At 66.3% G+C, this 13952-nt stretch carries 14 protein-coding genes; 4 read left to right on the top strand and 10 right to left on the bottom strand.

From position 1 onward, the window contains the following. The first annotated feature begins 50 nt into the window (after window positions 1–50). A complete protein-coding gene (gene recJ / locus BLT60_RS05860) occupies window positions 51–1856 on the top strand; it encodes a single-stranded-DNA-specific exonuclease RecJ (RefSeq protein WP_244521159.1) in 1806 nt (601 codons plus the stop codon). 89 nt (window positions 1857–1945) lie between these two features. Here the strand turns inward: recJ and BLT60_RS05855 are convergent, their stop codons facing one another. The 3 genes from BLT60_RS05855 to BLT60_RS05845 all read right to left on the bottom strand — a co-directional run bounded on the left by BLT60_RS05855 (window position 1946) and on the right by BLT60_RS05845 (window position 3968). Beyond that, complete coding sequence (locus BLT60_RS05855) at window positions 1946–3133, bottom strand: calcium-binding protein (protein ID WP_090875430.1); 1188 nt, start codon at window positions 3131–3133, stop codon at window positions 1946–1948. A 284-nt stretch (window positions 3134–3417) separates the two neighbouring features. Next, on the bottom strand, window positions 3418–3657 hold the full coding sequence (locus BLT60_RS05850; RefSeq protein ID WP_090875429.1) for a hypothetical protein: 240 nt from the start codon (window positions 3655–3657) through the stop codon (window positions 3418–3420). A 107-nt stretch (window positions 3658–3764) separates the two neighbouring features. Then, window positions 3765–3968 (bottom strand): hypothetical protein, encoded by a 204-nt coding sequence (locus tag BLT60_RS05845; RefSeq protein WP_090875427.1) that lies wholly within the window; start codon window positions 3966–3968, stop codon window positions 3765–3767. Between the two features lie 198 nt (window positions 3969–4166). Between BLT60_RS05845 and BLT60_RS05840 the strand changes: the two genes are divergently transcribed. From BLT60_RS05840 to BLT60_RS05830, 3 genes are read left to right on the top strand one after another with little or no spacing between them, the layout of a single operon-like run. Next, window positions 4167–5162 carry a Bug family tripartite tricarboxylate transporter substrate binding protein gene (locus tag BLT60_RS05840; RefSeq protein WP_090875425.1) on the top strand — a complete coding sequence of 332 codons (996 nt, stop codon included), beginning with the start codon at window positions 4167–4169 and terminating at the stop codon, window positions 5160–5162. Window positions 5163–5193: 31 nt separating this feature from the next. After that, window positions 5194–5625, top strand: coding sequence for a tripartite tricarboxylate transporter TctB family protein (locus BLT60_RS05835; protein WP_090875423.1), 432 nt, complete (start codon window positions 5194–5196; stop codon window positions 5623–5625). Between the two features lie 3 nt (window positions 5626–5628). Then, window positions 5629–7164 carry a tripartite tricarboxylate transporter permease gene (locus BLT60_RS05830; protein ID WP_090875422.1) on the top strand — a complete coding sequence of 512 codons (1536 nt, stop codon included), beginning with the start codon at window positions 5629–5631 and terminating at the stop codon, window positions 7162–7164. A gap of 43 nt (window positions 7165–7207) precedes the next feature. On the opposite strand, the gene BLT60_RS05825 is transcribed toward BLT60_RS05830, so the two are convergent. The 7 genes from BLT60_RS05825 to BLT60_RS05795 form a co-directional block, all read right to left on the bottom strand. After that, a complete protein-coding gene (locus BLT60_RS05825; protein ID WP_090875420.1) occupies window positions 7208–7537 on the bottom strand; it encodes a MocE family 2Fe-2S type ferredoxin in 330 nt (109 codons plus the stop codon). A 47-nt stretch (window positions 7538–7584) separates the two neighbouring features. Beyond that, on the bottom strand, window positions 7585–8712 hold the full coding sequence (locus BLT60_RS05820; RefSeq protein WP_090875418.1) for an S-(hydroxymethyl)glutathione dehydrogenase/class III alcohol dehydrogenase: 1128 nt from the start codon (window positions 8710–8712) through the stop codon (window positions 7585–7587). A gap of 55 nt (window positions 8713–8767) precedes the next feature. Next, on the bottom strand, window positions 8768–9559 hold the full coding sequence (locus tag BLT60_RS05815) for an ATP-binding cassette domain-containing protein (protein ID WP_090875417.1): 792 nt from the start codon (window positions 9557–9559) through the stop codon (window positions 8768–8770). Between the two features lie 10 nt (window positions 9560–9569). Beyond that, window positions 9570–10529 carry an ABC transporter permease gene (locus BLT60_RS05810; protein WP_090875415.1) on the bottom strand — a complete coding sequence of 320 codons (960 nt, stop codon included), beginning with the start codon at window positions 10527–10529 and terminating at the stop codon, window positions 9570–9572. A gap of 66 nt (window positions 10530–10595) precedes the next feature. Beyond that, window positions 10596–11561: a substrate-binding domain-containing protein gene (locus BLT60_RS05805; RefSeq protein ID WP_090875413.1), complete on the bottom strand. Its 966-nt coding sequence runs from the start codon at window positions 11559–11561 to the stop codon at window positions 10596–10598. A gap of 162 nt (window positions 11562–11723) precedes the next feature. After that, a complete protein-coding gene (locus BLT60_RS05800; protein ID WP_090875411.1) occupies window positions 11724–12557 on the bottom strand; it encodes a sugar phosphate isomerase/epimerase family protein in 834 nt (277 codons plus the stop codon). Between the two features lie 109 nt (window positions 12558–12666). Next, window positions 12667–13914 carry an NAD(P)/FAD-dependent oxidoreductase gene (locus BLT60_RS05795; protein ID WP_090875754.1) on the bottom strand — a complete coding sequence of 416 codons (1248 nt, stop codon included), beginning with the start codon at window positions 13912–13914 and terminating at the stop codon, window positions 12667–12669. Window positions 13915–13952 lie beyond the last annotated feature (38 nt).

The raw sequence follows: 13952 nt of genomic DNA, 5'->3' as shown, positions 1-13952 counted from the left end.
GGCGAATTCGACTAGACTCGCCGGCAATCCCGGCGAATCGGACAGAGACCTTGTTGCAGACCCTCAACACGTCACAGGACAGGCGCGCCTTTCTCGGCGTCGAGCAGTCGCTGACCGGCCGGCGCTGGGCCGAGCGGCTCGACGGCGAGGCGGCGCGCGTCGCCCAGGCGATGGCGCAGCGGCACGGCATCTCCGACATCGTGGCGCGGGTGCTGGCGGGCCGGGGGGTCGCCACCGACGATGCGCCGGATTTCCTCGATCCCGCGCTGAAGCGCCTGATGCCCGACCCGTCGCTGCTGACCGACATGGATGCGGCCGCGGCGCGGATCGCCGATGCGATCACCGGCGGCGAGGCGATCGCCATCTTCGGCGACTATGACGTCGACGGCGCGACGTCGTCGGCGCTGATGCTGCGCTTCCTGCGCGCCGCCGGGTGCGACGCGACCGTCTACATCCCCGACCGGATCTTCGAGGGCTACGGCCCCAACCCCGAGGCGATGGGCAAGCTCGCCGAAGGCGGCGCGAAACTGGTGATCTGCGTCGACTGTGGCTCGACCTCCTTCGAGGCGCTCACGGAGGCGCGGCGGCTGGGGCTCGGCGTGGTGGTTCTCGACCATCATCAGGTCGGCGCGGAACTGCCGCCGGCCGAGGCCGTGGTCAATCCCAACCGCCAGGACGACCTGTCGGGGCTTGGCCACCTGGCGGCGGTCGGCGTCACCTTCCTGACGGTGGTGGCGGTCAACCGGGTGCTCAGGGCGCGCGGCTTCTTCGCCGGACGCGCCGCGCCGGACCTCCTGCAATGGCTCGACCTCGTGGCGCTCGGCACGGTCTGTGACGTGGTGCCCCTGGTCGGGCTCAACCGCGCCTTCGTCACCAAGGGGCTTCTCGCCATGGGGCGGCGGGAGAACAAGGGCCTGGCGGCGCTGGCGGATGTCGCGCGGCTCGGCGGGCCGCCGGCACCCTATCACCTCGGCTTCATGCTCGGTCCCCGGATCAATGCCGGCGGCCGGATCGGCGACGCGGCGCTCGGCGCCCGGCTGCTGGCCACCGACGACGCGGAAGCCAGCGCGACGATCGCCGCCGAACTCGACCGGCTGAACCGCGAACGCCAGGTGCTTGAAACGGCGATGCTGGAGGAGGCGGTCGCCGAGGCGGAGGCCGAGATCGGATCGGGCCCGGGGCCGGCGGTGCTGGTCACGGCCAGCGATCGCTGGCACCCGGGGGTGGTCGGGCTGATCGCCTCGCGGCTCAAGGACCGCTTCCAGCGGCCGTCGCTGGCGATCGCGCTGCAGCCGAACGGACTCGGCGCCGGGTCAGGCCGCTCCGTCGCCGGGGTCGACCTCGGCCGGGCGGTGCGGCGCGCGGTGGAGCAGGGGATCGCGGTCAAGGGCGGCGGCCACGCGATGGCGGCCGGCCTGACCATCGAACGCGGCCGGCTGGCCGACCTGCGCGCCTTCCTGTCGGCCGAAGCGGCCAAGGCGGGCGGTGCGGAGCCGATGGGCAGCCTGTCGATCGACGCGGCGCTGGCGGCGACCGGGGCGACGATCGACATGATCGGCCTGATCGGCCGGGCCGGGCCGTTCGGCGCCGGCCATGCGGAGCCGGTCTTCGCCTTTCCGGGACACCAGGTCGGCTATGTCGAGACGGTCGGCAACGGCCACGTCCGCGCCTCGCTGAGATCGCCCGATGGAACGGCGCTGAAGGCGATGGCGTTTCGCGCCGCCGATACCGACCTTGGCCGGGCGCTGCTCGACTCCCGTGGGCAGGCGCTGCACGTCGCCGGCTCGCTGTCCGCCGACCATTGGCAGGGGCGTAGCCAGCCAAGCCTTCGGATCATCGACGCCGCGCGGCCCTGAATTCTGGCGGTAGCGCACAAGAAAAAGCCGCGACGGTCGCCCGTCGCGGCTTTCAGTTGTCTGGTCTGGCGCGCGAGCGCGCCGGATCGTCAGGCGATGACGACGAAGTCCTGGGCAAGGAGACCGCCCGAGGAAACGACGCCCGGCTTCACCCGGCAGAATTCGTCGCCGTTATATTCGACGTAGCCGTTGGCCTTGACGTTCATGTGGTCGTTGAAGTCGGTCTGGGACAACTGGCCGATTGGCAGGTCGGTGAAGACCTTCTGGCTCAAGACGATCATGTCCCCTTCGAAGAACTTGAAGTCCTTGATGAAATCGACGCCGGCCTTGCTCAGCTTGGTGTCGAAGACGAAGCAGTCGGCTCCGAGGCCGCCCTTGAGGATGTCGTTATCGTGCTGGCCGTTGAGCCAATCGTTGCCGTCCTGGCCGATGCACTTGTCCTCGCCTTTTGCGCCGAAGATCATGTCGTTGCCGTCGCCGGCCTTGGCCTTGTCGTCGCCCTTCTTGAGCTTGATGTAATCGTCGTCGTTAGTGGTCTTCTTGCCCTTCAGCGCCTTGGTCAGGGTGACCTTGTCGTCGCTCTTGGTACCCTTGATCGTGTTGCCGTTGACCTTGCCGTCGGTCTCGCTGATGGCGCTGTCGAGGACACCCTGCCAGCCGCCGTCCTGGCCGCCAAGCAGTGGCGGGTTGGACTGGTACCAGTCCCAGCCCAGATAGGTGACCTGACCCTTGCCGACCTGAAAGGACATGACGGTCGAGTCGCCGGCCGAATCCTCGTAGTAGCTTTCGGCGCGGTTCGGCAACGAGGACGCATCCAGCGACTGGGTGTCGTTGTTGGCGTTCAGTGTGTTGGCCTGGCCACTGAACGTCGTGCCGGAAGCATCGCTTTGCTTCGTGCTGTTGCCGATATCGTTGTCGTTATTCAGCGACGTCCGGAAAATCTGATTGATGAAAGCGGTACCGTTGTTCTGGTATTCGCCGATGACGAGCAAAGTGCCACCGTTCATGACGAACTGCTTGAGAATGACGATTGATCCTGGATCGAGCGAGAGCGCTTTTTTCTCCAGATCGGGAATGGCAATTACGTCGTAGTTCTGGGTAAGGAAAGCCCATGTGGCCGCATCGGTCCCGACGAAGCGATCGACGTCATGGCCCTTGGCCTGAAGCGACTTCTCCAGGTTGTAGGCTTCACCGTTGCCGCCGGTGGATGTATCGACGTAAGTCGAGTTGTAGAACAACGCGACGTCGGCGTTGTTAAGCTTGAATTGGTTGAGCATTCTTCTTCTCCCTGGGCACAACGCCACGGCGTTGTTTCGGCCGCTTTCCCTATCGGGGAGCCGGCCATTAAAAGCGCGACCTCTCCAGTCGCGGGACTAAAACGCCGTCGGGCGCGCGGGGCGTTCCCCATCGACCATTCCGGCCGCCCGGAAGCGAAGCGTGTCAGTCGACACTAGATGGATTCAAGTCTGATTCAAAGCAGTGTCGGCGCGGTAAGGCCTTCTCGTGGAAATTAACGCCGCGAACGGTGTCTCGCGCGGCTTTTCGGCAACAGCGTTTCGCCTTATGTCAACCGGGGGTAGGCGCGACGGGAGCAGGCAACGCTGGCGAAGATTTCGGATGGCGACATCGACGGCTTGTCGATTGCGACGAAAGCCAGTCGAGCGCGGAGCGGGCAGGCGATGAAGAACTCCGCCGCGGTCATGGCCAGGCCACCGGGGAGTTTCGCGACCACGATCGGGGCGATCGCGCCGCTGCTATCCTCGTCGTAGCGGAGGACACCCGTCGTCGGGTCGTAGAGCATGCGGTGGTCGCCGAGGTCCCGATGTCACCGCGACCCGGCCGAAGAAAAAAGCCGCGTCGGTTGCCCGGCGCGGCTCTTGAGCAATGGAATTCATTCGGTCGGGCCTCTCAGAGCGCGGCGCGATAGACCCGTTCCAGCATCTCCCGGCAGGCGTCGGCCTGCTCGATTCCGGCTGGCTCTCCCCAGCGCAGGACGATCTCGCGAAGATCGCGGATGGCAACATCGACGGCGGTGAAGAGGTCGAGCTCCGCGTCGTCCTCCCCGGCGTCGCACTCTTCAACCTTCTGCCTGAACGCAACCACTACACCCATGCCACCCCCAATGCCCCCGAATCACGTGAACCGATGAGCGAGGATGTGGCGCGAGTGGTTAATTTTTTCCCGGTGTGGGACGCCCGGCCGGTCGCTGGTTGTGGCGGGGATTCGACACTCGGGTAGCTTGGTGCCTTAATCCCGTCATGGCCCGTGCTCCTCCGGGGCGCGAGACCAAGAAAAAACGGGAGGAAGACCATGATCCAATTCGACGCGCGCCCGGTGTTCGTCGCGGCGGTTTTCGCCGTTGCGGTCGGCGGCTTTTCGACCGCTGCGCTCGCCTTCGAGCCGACGAACAGCGAATGCATCGCGCCGGCCAATGCCGGCGGCGGCTGGGACTTCACCTGCCGACAGGTCGGCAAGGCGCTCTATGACCTGGAGATCGTGCCGAACCCGGTGCAGGTGACCAACATGGCCGGCGGCGGCGGCGGCGTCGCCTATGCCGCGGTGGTCAACAAGCGCAACGACGACAACGACCTGATCGTCGCCGCGTCGTCGGCAACCTCGACCCGCCTGGCGCAGGGGGCCTTCCCCGGCAACACCATGGACCAGGTGCGCTGGCTCGGGACCGTCGGCGCCGACTATGGCGTGATCGCCGTCGCCGGGGACTCCGACATCAACTCGCTCACCGACCTGATGGACAAGATCAAGAGCGATCCGTCGTCGGTCTCGGTCGCCGGCGGTTCGGCGGTCGGCGGTTGGGACCACCTGAAGGTGCTGATCGCCGCCAACGCCGCGGGCATCGATGACGTCCGCACGATCAAGTATGTCGCCTTCGAGGGTGGTGGCGAGGCGGTGACCCAGTTGATGGGCGGCCACGTCCAGGCCTTCTCCGGCGATATCTCCGAGGCCAAGGGCTTCGTCGATTCCGGCGACATCAAGGTGCTGGCGGTGCTGGCGCCGGACCGGCTTCCCGGCGAGTTCGACAAGTTTCCGACGGCGCGCGAGCAGGGCATCGACGCGGTGGGCGCCAACTGGCGCGGCTTCTATGCGCCGGGCGGCATGTCGGACGACGCCTATGCCTTCTGGGCCGGGGCGATCGCCGATGTCTATGCCTCCGACGAATGGAAGGCGATCATGGCCGATAACGGCCTGATGCCGCTGGACCTTTCCGGCGATGCCTTCCAGGCCTTCGTTGCCGAGCAGGTGGCCAAGACCGAGGCGCTGTCGAAGGAAATCGGCCTGATCAAGTGACCGGGCCATGCCTCCCGCGCGAGGCCCGGCGATGAGCGACCGGGTCCTCGGCGTCGTCTGCATCCTGCTCGCCGCGCTGTTCATCTGGCAGGCGACGCAGATCGAGACGGGGTTCATCGTCGACCCGCTGGGGCCGGGCGCCTTTCCGATCATCATCGGCGTGGTGCTCGCCCTTGGCGGCCTTTACGCGATCGTCCGGCCCGACGCGGCGCCGGACTGGCCGCCGCCCGGGCGGCTCCTCGAGATCGCCTTCGCGGTCGCGGTGATGCTCGCCTATGCGCTGTTTCTGCCGGAATTCGGGTTTGTCCTGTCGACGGCGGTGGCGGCCTCGTTGCTCGGCTGGCGGCTCGGTTCGCGACCGCTGGCGGCGGCGCTGGCGGGGATCGTCATCGCGGTCGGCATCTACGTCATCTTCCACCTGGTGCTGGGCCTGTCGCTCGCCCGTGGCCCCTGGGGATTCTGAGCGATGGACGCACTCTCTTCACTGCTCGACGGTTTCGCGGTCGCGCTGACCGTCCAGAATATCGGGCTGGCGCTGCTCGGCTGCTTCCTCGGCACGATCATCGGCGCGCTGCCCGGGCTCGGGCCGTCGAACGGGGTGGCGATCCTGATCCCGCTTGCCTTCACGCTCGGGCTGCCGGCAACGCCGGCGCTGATTCTTCTGACCAGCGTCTATTACGGGGCGATGTATGGTGGGCGGATCTCGTCGATCCTGCTCAACATACCCGGCGACGAACCGGCGTTGATGACGACGCTCGACGGTTACCCGATGGCGAAGAAGGGACAGGCCGGCGAGGCGCTGGCACTCTCCGGCATCGCCTCCTTCGTCGGGGCCTTCTTCGCCACGATCGGGCTGGTCTTCCTTGCCCCTCAACTGGTCAAGGTGGCGCTGCTCTTCGGGCCAGCGGAGTATTTCGCGCTGTTCACGCTGGCTTTCGCGACGCTCGGCGGAGTCGCCAGCCGCAACCAGGCCAAGGCTGCGATCGCGGCCGCGCTGGGTCTCGGCATCGCGATGATCGGCGTCGACCACCAGACCGGCGTCCCGCGCTTCACCTTCGGCGAGGTCCACCTCTATGACGGCATCGACTTCCTCGTCGCCATCGTCGGGCTGTTCGCGCTGTCGGAAGTCTTCCTGTTCCTCGAGCACAAGGGCCAGGGCAAGGCCGGCGCGGCGGACATGAAGATCGGACGGGTGACCGCGCCGTGGTCGATGATCAAGGGCTCGATCGGAACGATGTTGCGCGGCACCGGCCTCGGCTTCGTCGCCGGGGTGCTGCCGGGGGCGGGCGCCTCGCTCGGCTCCTTCATCGCCTATACCTTCGAGAAGCGGCTCTCCGACAAGGACAAGACCTTCGGCAAGGGCGACCCGCGCGGCGTCGCCGCGCCCGAGGCCGGCAACAACGCGGCGGCTGGCGGGGCGCTGATCCCGATGCTGGCGCTCGGCGTGCCGGGATCCGGCACGACGGCGGTGCTTCTCGCCATGCTGCTGACGCTCAACATCACGCCGGGGCCGCTGCTCTTCCAGTCGAATCCGGACGTGGTCTGGGGGCTGATTGCAGCGCTGTTCATCGCCAACGTCATGCTGCTCCTGCTCAACATCCCGATGGTCAGCCTGTTCGTCCGGGTGCTGCTGGTGCCGCCGCGCTACCTGATGCCGACGGTGGCGATGATTTCCTTCGTCGGCATCTACGGGATTTCCGGCTCGACCTTCGACCTCATGGTGATGGTCGGCTTCGGGGTGCTCGGCTATGTGCTGCGCAAGCTCGACGTGCCGCTGGTGCCCGTCATCCTCGGGGTACTGCTCGGCAACGAGATGGAGAAGAACCTGCGCCGGGCGCTGACCATCTCCGACGGCGACTGGTCGATCCTGCTGGGTTCGCCGCTGGCGATCGGCCTGTGGGTCTTCGCCATCGTCGGCTTCCTGGCGCCGCTGATCATCGGCCGCTACTTCCGCCCGAAGATCGCCGACGAGGCCAAGGGAGAGGGCGCCGACCCGGATTGAGGGGCGGCGACTTTCCGGTGCTCGCGGAGAGAGAACGGCAGCGTCAGCCGAGCTGGATGAAGACCTTGTCGCCTTCGACCTTGACCGGGAAGGTCTTGAGATCGACGCAGACCGGGGCGCCCTTGGCCTGGCCGGTGCGGTAGTCGAAGCGGCCGTTATGCTTCGGGCATTCGATGATCTCGTCGAGAACGAGGCCGTCGGACAAGAGCGCATGCTCGTGGGTGCAGATGCCGTCGGTGGCGAAGAATTCGTCGTCCGGCGAGCGATAGATCGCGTAGGTCCGCCCGCCGTGATCGAAGCGGATCACGTCCTCCGTCTCGATGTCATCCTTCGCGCAGGCCTCGACCCAGGCGCCCGTCGTCGTATCGGTCATGCTTGTTTCCTGAAATTCCCGTTCGTGTCGGCGGCGCGGGGCCGGCGTCAGTAGACCACGACGCTGCGGATCGACTCGCCGGCATGCATCAGGTCGAAGCCCTTGTTGATGTCGGCGAGCGGCAGGGTGTGGGTGATCATCGGATCGATCTCGATCTTGCCCTCCATGTACCAGTCGACGATCTTCGGCACGTCGGTGCGGCCGCGGGCGCCGCCGAAGGCGGTTCCCTTCCACACCCGGCCGGTGACCAGCTGGAAGGGGCGGGTGGCGATCTCGGCCCCGGAGGGCGCGACGCCGATGACGACCGAGACGCCCCAGCCGCGATGGCTGCATTCCAGCGCCTGGCGCATGACGGTGACGTTGCCGGTGCAGTCGAAGGTGTAGTCGGCGCCGCCGATCTGGTCGGCGCCCTTCTTGGTCATGTCGACGATATAGGGGACGATGTCGCCGTCGATTTCCTTCGGGTTGACGAAATGGGTCATGCCGAAGCGTTCGCCCCATTCCTTCTTGTCGTTGTTGATGTCGACGCCGATGATCATGTCGGCGCCGGCCAGCCGCAGGCCCTGGATGACGTTGAGGCCGATGCCGCCGAGGCCGAAGACCACCGCCTTGGCGCCGATCTCGACCTTGGCCGTGTTGATCACCGCGCCGATGCCGGTGGTGACGCCGCAGCCGATGTAGCAGACCTTGTCGAAGGGGGCGTCTTCCCGGATCTTGGCCAGCGCGATCTCCGGCAACACGGTGTAATTGGCGAAGGTCGAGCAGCCCATGTAGTGGTGCAGCGGCTTGCCATCGAGGGAGAAGCGCGAGGAGCCGTCGGGCATCAGGCCCTGGCCCTGGGTGGCGCGGATCGCCGTGCAGAGGTTGGTCTTGCGCGACAGGCAGGACGGGCACTGGCGGCATTCGGGCGTATAGAGCGGGATGACGTGATCGCCGGGCTTCAGGCTGGTGACGCCTTCGCCGACCTCGACGACGACGCCGGCGCCCTCATGGCCGAGGATCGCCGGGAAAAGGCCCTCGGGATCGGCGCCCGACAGGGTGAATTCGTCGGTGTGGCAGATGCCGGTCGCCTTGACCTCGACGAGCACCTCGAAGGCCCTCGGCCCCTCGAGCTGGACGGTCGCCACCTCCAGCGGCTTTCCGGCTTCGAAGGCTACGGCTGCTTTCACGTCCACGTCGTTTCTCCGTCAATTGGTATCGACCGGGGCAGGGGGCTTCGGCCCCCGTGCCTCAGACTATCAGGTCGGTCAGGGCTTCGATCGTCGTATCGGACTTGCGGATGTCGGCGATCTTGGCGCCGCGGGCCATGGCGACGATGCGATCGGCGATCGGGAAGATGTGGTGGAGGTTGTGGCTGATGAAGATCGAGCCGATGCCCTGGTCCTTCAGCTCGGCCACGTAGTCGAGCACCTTGTTGGTTTCCTTGACCGACAGATGGTTGGTCGGCTCGTCGAGGATCAGCAGCTGCGACTTGAAATACATCGCCCGGGCGATGGCGACGGCCTGGCGCTGGCCGCCGGAAAGCTCCTCCACCGTGGTGTTGGGCGAGCGCTGGGTCAGGTCGATATTGGTCAGGGACTTGGTGGCGTGATCGACCATGCTCTTCTGGTCCATGATGCCGATGCCACCGAGCTTGAACCCGGTCAGCGGCTCGCGGCCGATGAACATGTTGCGGGCGATCGACATGGCCGGGACCATGGCGGTGTACTGGTAGATGGTCTCGATCCCGAGCGCCATCGCCACTTTCGGCGAGCGGATCGAGACCTCCTTGCCGGCGAAATAGATCTTGCCGCTGGTCGGCGTGTCGGCGCCGGAGAGGATCTTGATCAGCGTCGACTTGCCGGCGCCGTTGTCGCCGACGAGACCGACGATCTCACCGGGCTCGGCGTGGAAGTCGACTCCGGTCAGCGCCTGGACGCTGCCGTACCACTTGACCAGGCCCTCGCAGCGAACCAGCGGATTGGCGCTGGGCTTGACGAACTGCTCGGGGGGGAAGGCGTGTTCCTTGATGACGGCGACCATGACGCCCTCCCTATTGCATCTTCTGGGCGCGGCGCCGCAGCCAGATGTTGAGAATGACCGCGAAGATGGTCAGCGCGCCGATGGCGAAGCGGAACCAGCTTGCATCGATCCGGCCCATGACGAGGCCGTTGTCGATGACGCGGATGAGCGCGGTGCCGACAATGAAGCCGATCATCGAGCCGATGCCGCCGGTCAGGGCCGTGCCGCCGATCACCGCGGCCGCGATCGCCTGGAGTTCGAGGCCTTCGCCGAGCGAGGGAATCGCCGAGCGCAGGCGGAAGGTGGTGATCATCCCGGCAAAGCCGGCGAGGAAGCTGCACAGCATGAAGCAGAAGATCTTCACGCGGCGGGTGTCGATACCCATGTCCGCCGCCGCCTGCTGCTGTCCGCCGGTGGCGAAGATCCAGTTGCCGAGATTGGTGCGGTGGAGCATGACGCCGAGGATGATGGCGAAGGCGACGAACCAGATCATCGAGGACCGGAACAGCCCGAGGTCGCTGACGAAAAGCCCGGTGCTGAGTTCGCTGGGGAAAGGCGGGGGGAAGCCGCCGGACAGCACGACGGCGATCGAGCGGACCATGAACATCATGCCGAGGGTGGTGACGAAGCTCGGGATGCTGAACGTGATCGTGATCCAGCCGTTGATGTAACCGACGGCAAGGGCGACGACGAGACCGGCGGCAATGCCGAGATAGGGGTCGAAGCCCCAGCGACCGGTGGCGAGCACCATGATCATGGGCGCAAGCGCAAAGACCGAACCGACCGAGAGGTCGAACTCGCCGGCGATCATCAGGATGCCGACACCGAGCACGACGATGCCGAGCTCCGGGAACGCGAAGAGCGTGACGCGGATGTTGCCATAGGACGTGAAATTCGGCGCGTAGATCGCGAAGCCGATGATCACGAGGATCAGCATCACGAGCGCGCTGATCTCCGGGCGCGACAGGAGCGCCTTGACGATTGGTTGCATTGGTCCCCCGAGAAAGCCGCCCGGGCCGCCGTTCAGGCAGCCCGGGCGCTGTGGTTGTTCAGGCGATCAGCGGATGCCCTGGGCCGACAGCTCGAGCAGAGCGTCGACGTCGTCGGGCGTGATCAGCGCCTTGCCGGTATCCACGTCGAAGGCCGGGAAGGCGTAGTTGTTGAGCAGGTAGAGCTCGTGCACCGGGTAGTAGCCCTGCAGGTAAGGCTGCTGGTCGACGCTCAACTGGATGTAGCCGCTCTTCATCTCGTCGAAGACGGCCGGGACGAGATCGAAGCCACCAAGCAGGACTTCGCCCGGGCCCTTGCCCAGATCGCGCAGCGAGACAGCGGCGCCGGCATGCCAGTAACCGGTGTCGAAATACGCCGTGGTCGGGGTCGACTGGACGTAGGCTGCGACGCGCTGGCCGACGAGGGCCAGATCGAGGCCGGCGTCGATGCGCTCGAAGGTGATCTCGCGATCCGGATTGGACGCGGCCATTTCCTCGATATAGCGCTGGATGCCGCGGGCACGGGTCTCGGACCACACTTGGCCGGGGCCATTGACGCCGATCAGGACGTGGATCGGGCCTTCAGCCGGGAACTGCTCGGAGAGCGCCTTGGCGAGATCGTAGCCGGCCGTCTCGAGGTTCTGGCCGACATAGGCGAGGCGATACTTGCCGTCCGGATGATCGACGTTGCTGGCGATGATCGGGATGCCGGCTTCCTCGGCGCGGGCGAGAGCCTCATCGAAGATGTTGCCGCCGGCGAAGGTGGTGATGATGCCGGTCGGGTTGTTGGCCAGCGCGGCTTCGAGGTTGTTCAGCTGCTCCTGGAAATTGCCGTCCTGCTGGAGGAAGACCATCTGGCAATCGGCATCGATCTGGGCACAGGCCGAGTCGAAGCCGAGCTTGACCGCCTGCCAGAAGACGTTGGTCGGGGTCGAGTGCAGCAGGTAGGTGAAACGCTCCTGCGCCTGAACGGCGCTGGCGCCCGAGAAAGCCACCGTGGCGGCGACGCCCCCGGCAAGAAGATACTTCAACATTCGTAGTCCTCCCTTGGATGTGCCCCGGTTAATACCGAAGCCCTTGAACAAACAGCGTGGCGGCTGCCTCCCGTGACCACAATGGCGGATTGTCGGCCGGCTGAAAATCCCCGGCCGAGCGCCGTCAGTGATGGTTTTTGATCAACCGCGCCGCAGACTATCTCAGGTGGAAAGCGAATCCCACCGCTTCCTCACGAGATCCTTCATCATCAGGGCCTCGGCCCAGCGGTCGGTCGTGTCGTTGCCGTCGGGGCCGGTGATCGCATAGGGCTTGGGGCCGAGTTCGCAGGTGAAGGCCAGGGTGTCGTCCGGGCCGGCGCGGCGCTTCCAGCTGCGGAAACCGTATTCCCACCAGTCGAGGAAGAGGTCGAGCCACATCTTGTGATGGGGGAAGGATATCTCGATCTGGACCTGTTCGCGGCTGGCGACGCGGCCGTGGAAGGACCACGAATTGTCGAGGATGCGGTGGATGTAGCCGTGATTGACCTCGTCGATCGGCCATTCGAATTCGCGGCCGACGAGGAAATGCGAGATATCGCCGAGGAGCTTGAGGTCGGGGAAGCAGTCGAGAAGGTCGAGGACGAAGAAGAGGTCGGTGGTCATCCGGTCGCGATGGGTCTCGATATAGACCGGGAAATCGACCTCCTCGGCGAGCCGCCGCCAGCCTTCGATCAGCGGAATGCACTCCTGCAGGCGGCGCGGCCGGACGTTCGGCTGGATGTCGAGATGGTGGAGGCCGGACTCGGTCGCGATCTCCAGCACCGGCTTGAGGTCGTCGACGGTGGCCGGGAAGCATTGGCCCTCGGCGGTCATGCCATGCTGCTTGAGCAGGGCGGAGATGCGCCGGACATTGTCGCGGTTGCGCCAGTCGGTGCTGATCCCGTCGAAACCGGCGCCGGCGATCATCTCGATATTCTCTTCGACGCTGCGTTCCATGCCGTCGGTGTGGCGGCGTTCCATCGCCCAGAGCGACTGGAAGATCAGGATTTTCTGCACGGGTTATGCTCCTTGATTGGGGCGGCGATGGCCTCGGTCGGCTTTGGCTGCTGCCGTTGCCATCGCGGCGAATTCTCCCGGGATTGGTCGTCTTTTTGGTGAAGGCGGCTCAGGCCGCTTGCTGTCTCATCAAGGCCTTCAGGTTGACGGCCGGGTCGGCAAGCGCGGCGGGGTCGGGATAGAGGCCGCGCTCGATCATCATCTGGCCGATGCGGATGACACGGCCGATGGTGCCGCTGGCGCCGTAGCCGCTGGCGCCGACGAGGCGGCCGTCGTCGGCGAGATGGAAGACGACGACGGCGCCGTCGTCGAGGGGGCGCTCGACGGCGTTCACGCCGCGATCCGGCAGGCCGGCGATCTGGATGGTCATGTCGTACTGATCGGACCACATCCACGGCGCGGTGGCGCATTCCTCGCTGCCGCCCAGCATGTTCCTGGCGGCGATCGGACCCTGTTCCTCGGCGTTCTTCCAGCTCTCAAGTCGGATCCGGGCGCCGTACAGCGGGTGATCGAAGGCGCAGACATCGCCGGCGGCGAAGATGTTCGGGTCGGAGGTCTGGAGGGTGGGGCCGGCGACGATGCCGTTGTCGACGGCCAGGCCGGCCGCTTCGGCCAGGCCGATGCGCGGGATCGCGCCGATGCTGACCAGGACGAGGTCGCAGGCAATCTCCGACCCGTCGTCGAGACGAACGCCGGTGACGCGGTCGTCGCCGAGGATCTCGGCGGCCTGGCGGCCGAGGCGCAGCGTGACGCCGGCCTCGCCATGGCGGTCGCGCATCCGCGCCTCGATCTGTGGCGGCACCGCGCGCATCAGCAGCCGCTCGCCGGTCTCGACGACCGTGACCTCGCAGCCGAGGGCCAGCGCGTTCGCCGCCACCTCGAGCCCGATGAAGCCGCCGCCGATGATGACGATATGGGCGCCGGGTTTCAGGCCCGCAGCAAGGGCAAGGGAATCGTCGATTTCGCGGAGATAGTGGACGCCGTCGAGCGTCGCGCCGGGAACCGGCAGACGACGCGGCTCGGCGCCGGTGGCCAGCAGCAGGCGCTGGTAGGCGACCTGCGAACCATCGCCGAGGGTGAGGATGCGGTTCTCCCGGTCGATCGACTCGGCCGTCGTGTCCAGTCGAAGGTCGATGGCGTTGGCGCGATAGAAATCCGCGTCGAAGAGGGCGCAATCGGCCGCCGCCTTCGTGCCGATCAGCATCTCCTTGGAGAGCGGCGGGCGCTCGTGCGGGGCATGGGTGTCGGTGCCGAGCATGATGATCGGTCCGGCCCATCCCGCCTCGCGCAAGGCGTGGGCGGCGCGGCCGCCGGCGTGGCCGGCGCCGACGATGACCATGGCGCGTTCATCGGTCATCGGATCGCCCTTCATTTGTCGCCGCGCTTCGTCTATTG

The organism is Bauldia litoralis (assembly GCF_900104485.1).
Classification (GTDB): domain Bacteria; phylum Pseudomonadota; class Alphaproteobacteria; order Rhizobiales; family Kaistiaceae; genus Bauldia; species Bauldia litoralis.
The sequence above is the reverse complement of the archived record's forward strand: the minus strand, read 5'-3'. Positions and strand labels throughout refer to the sequence as shown.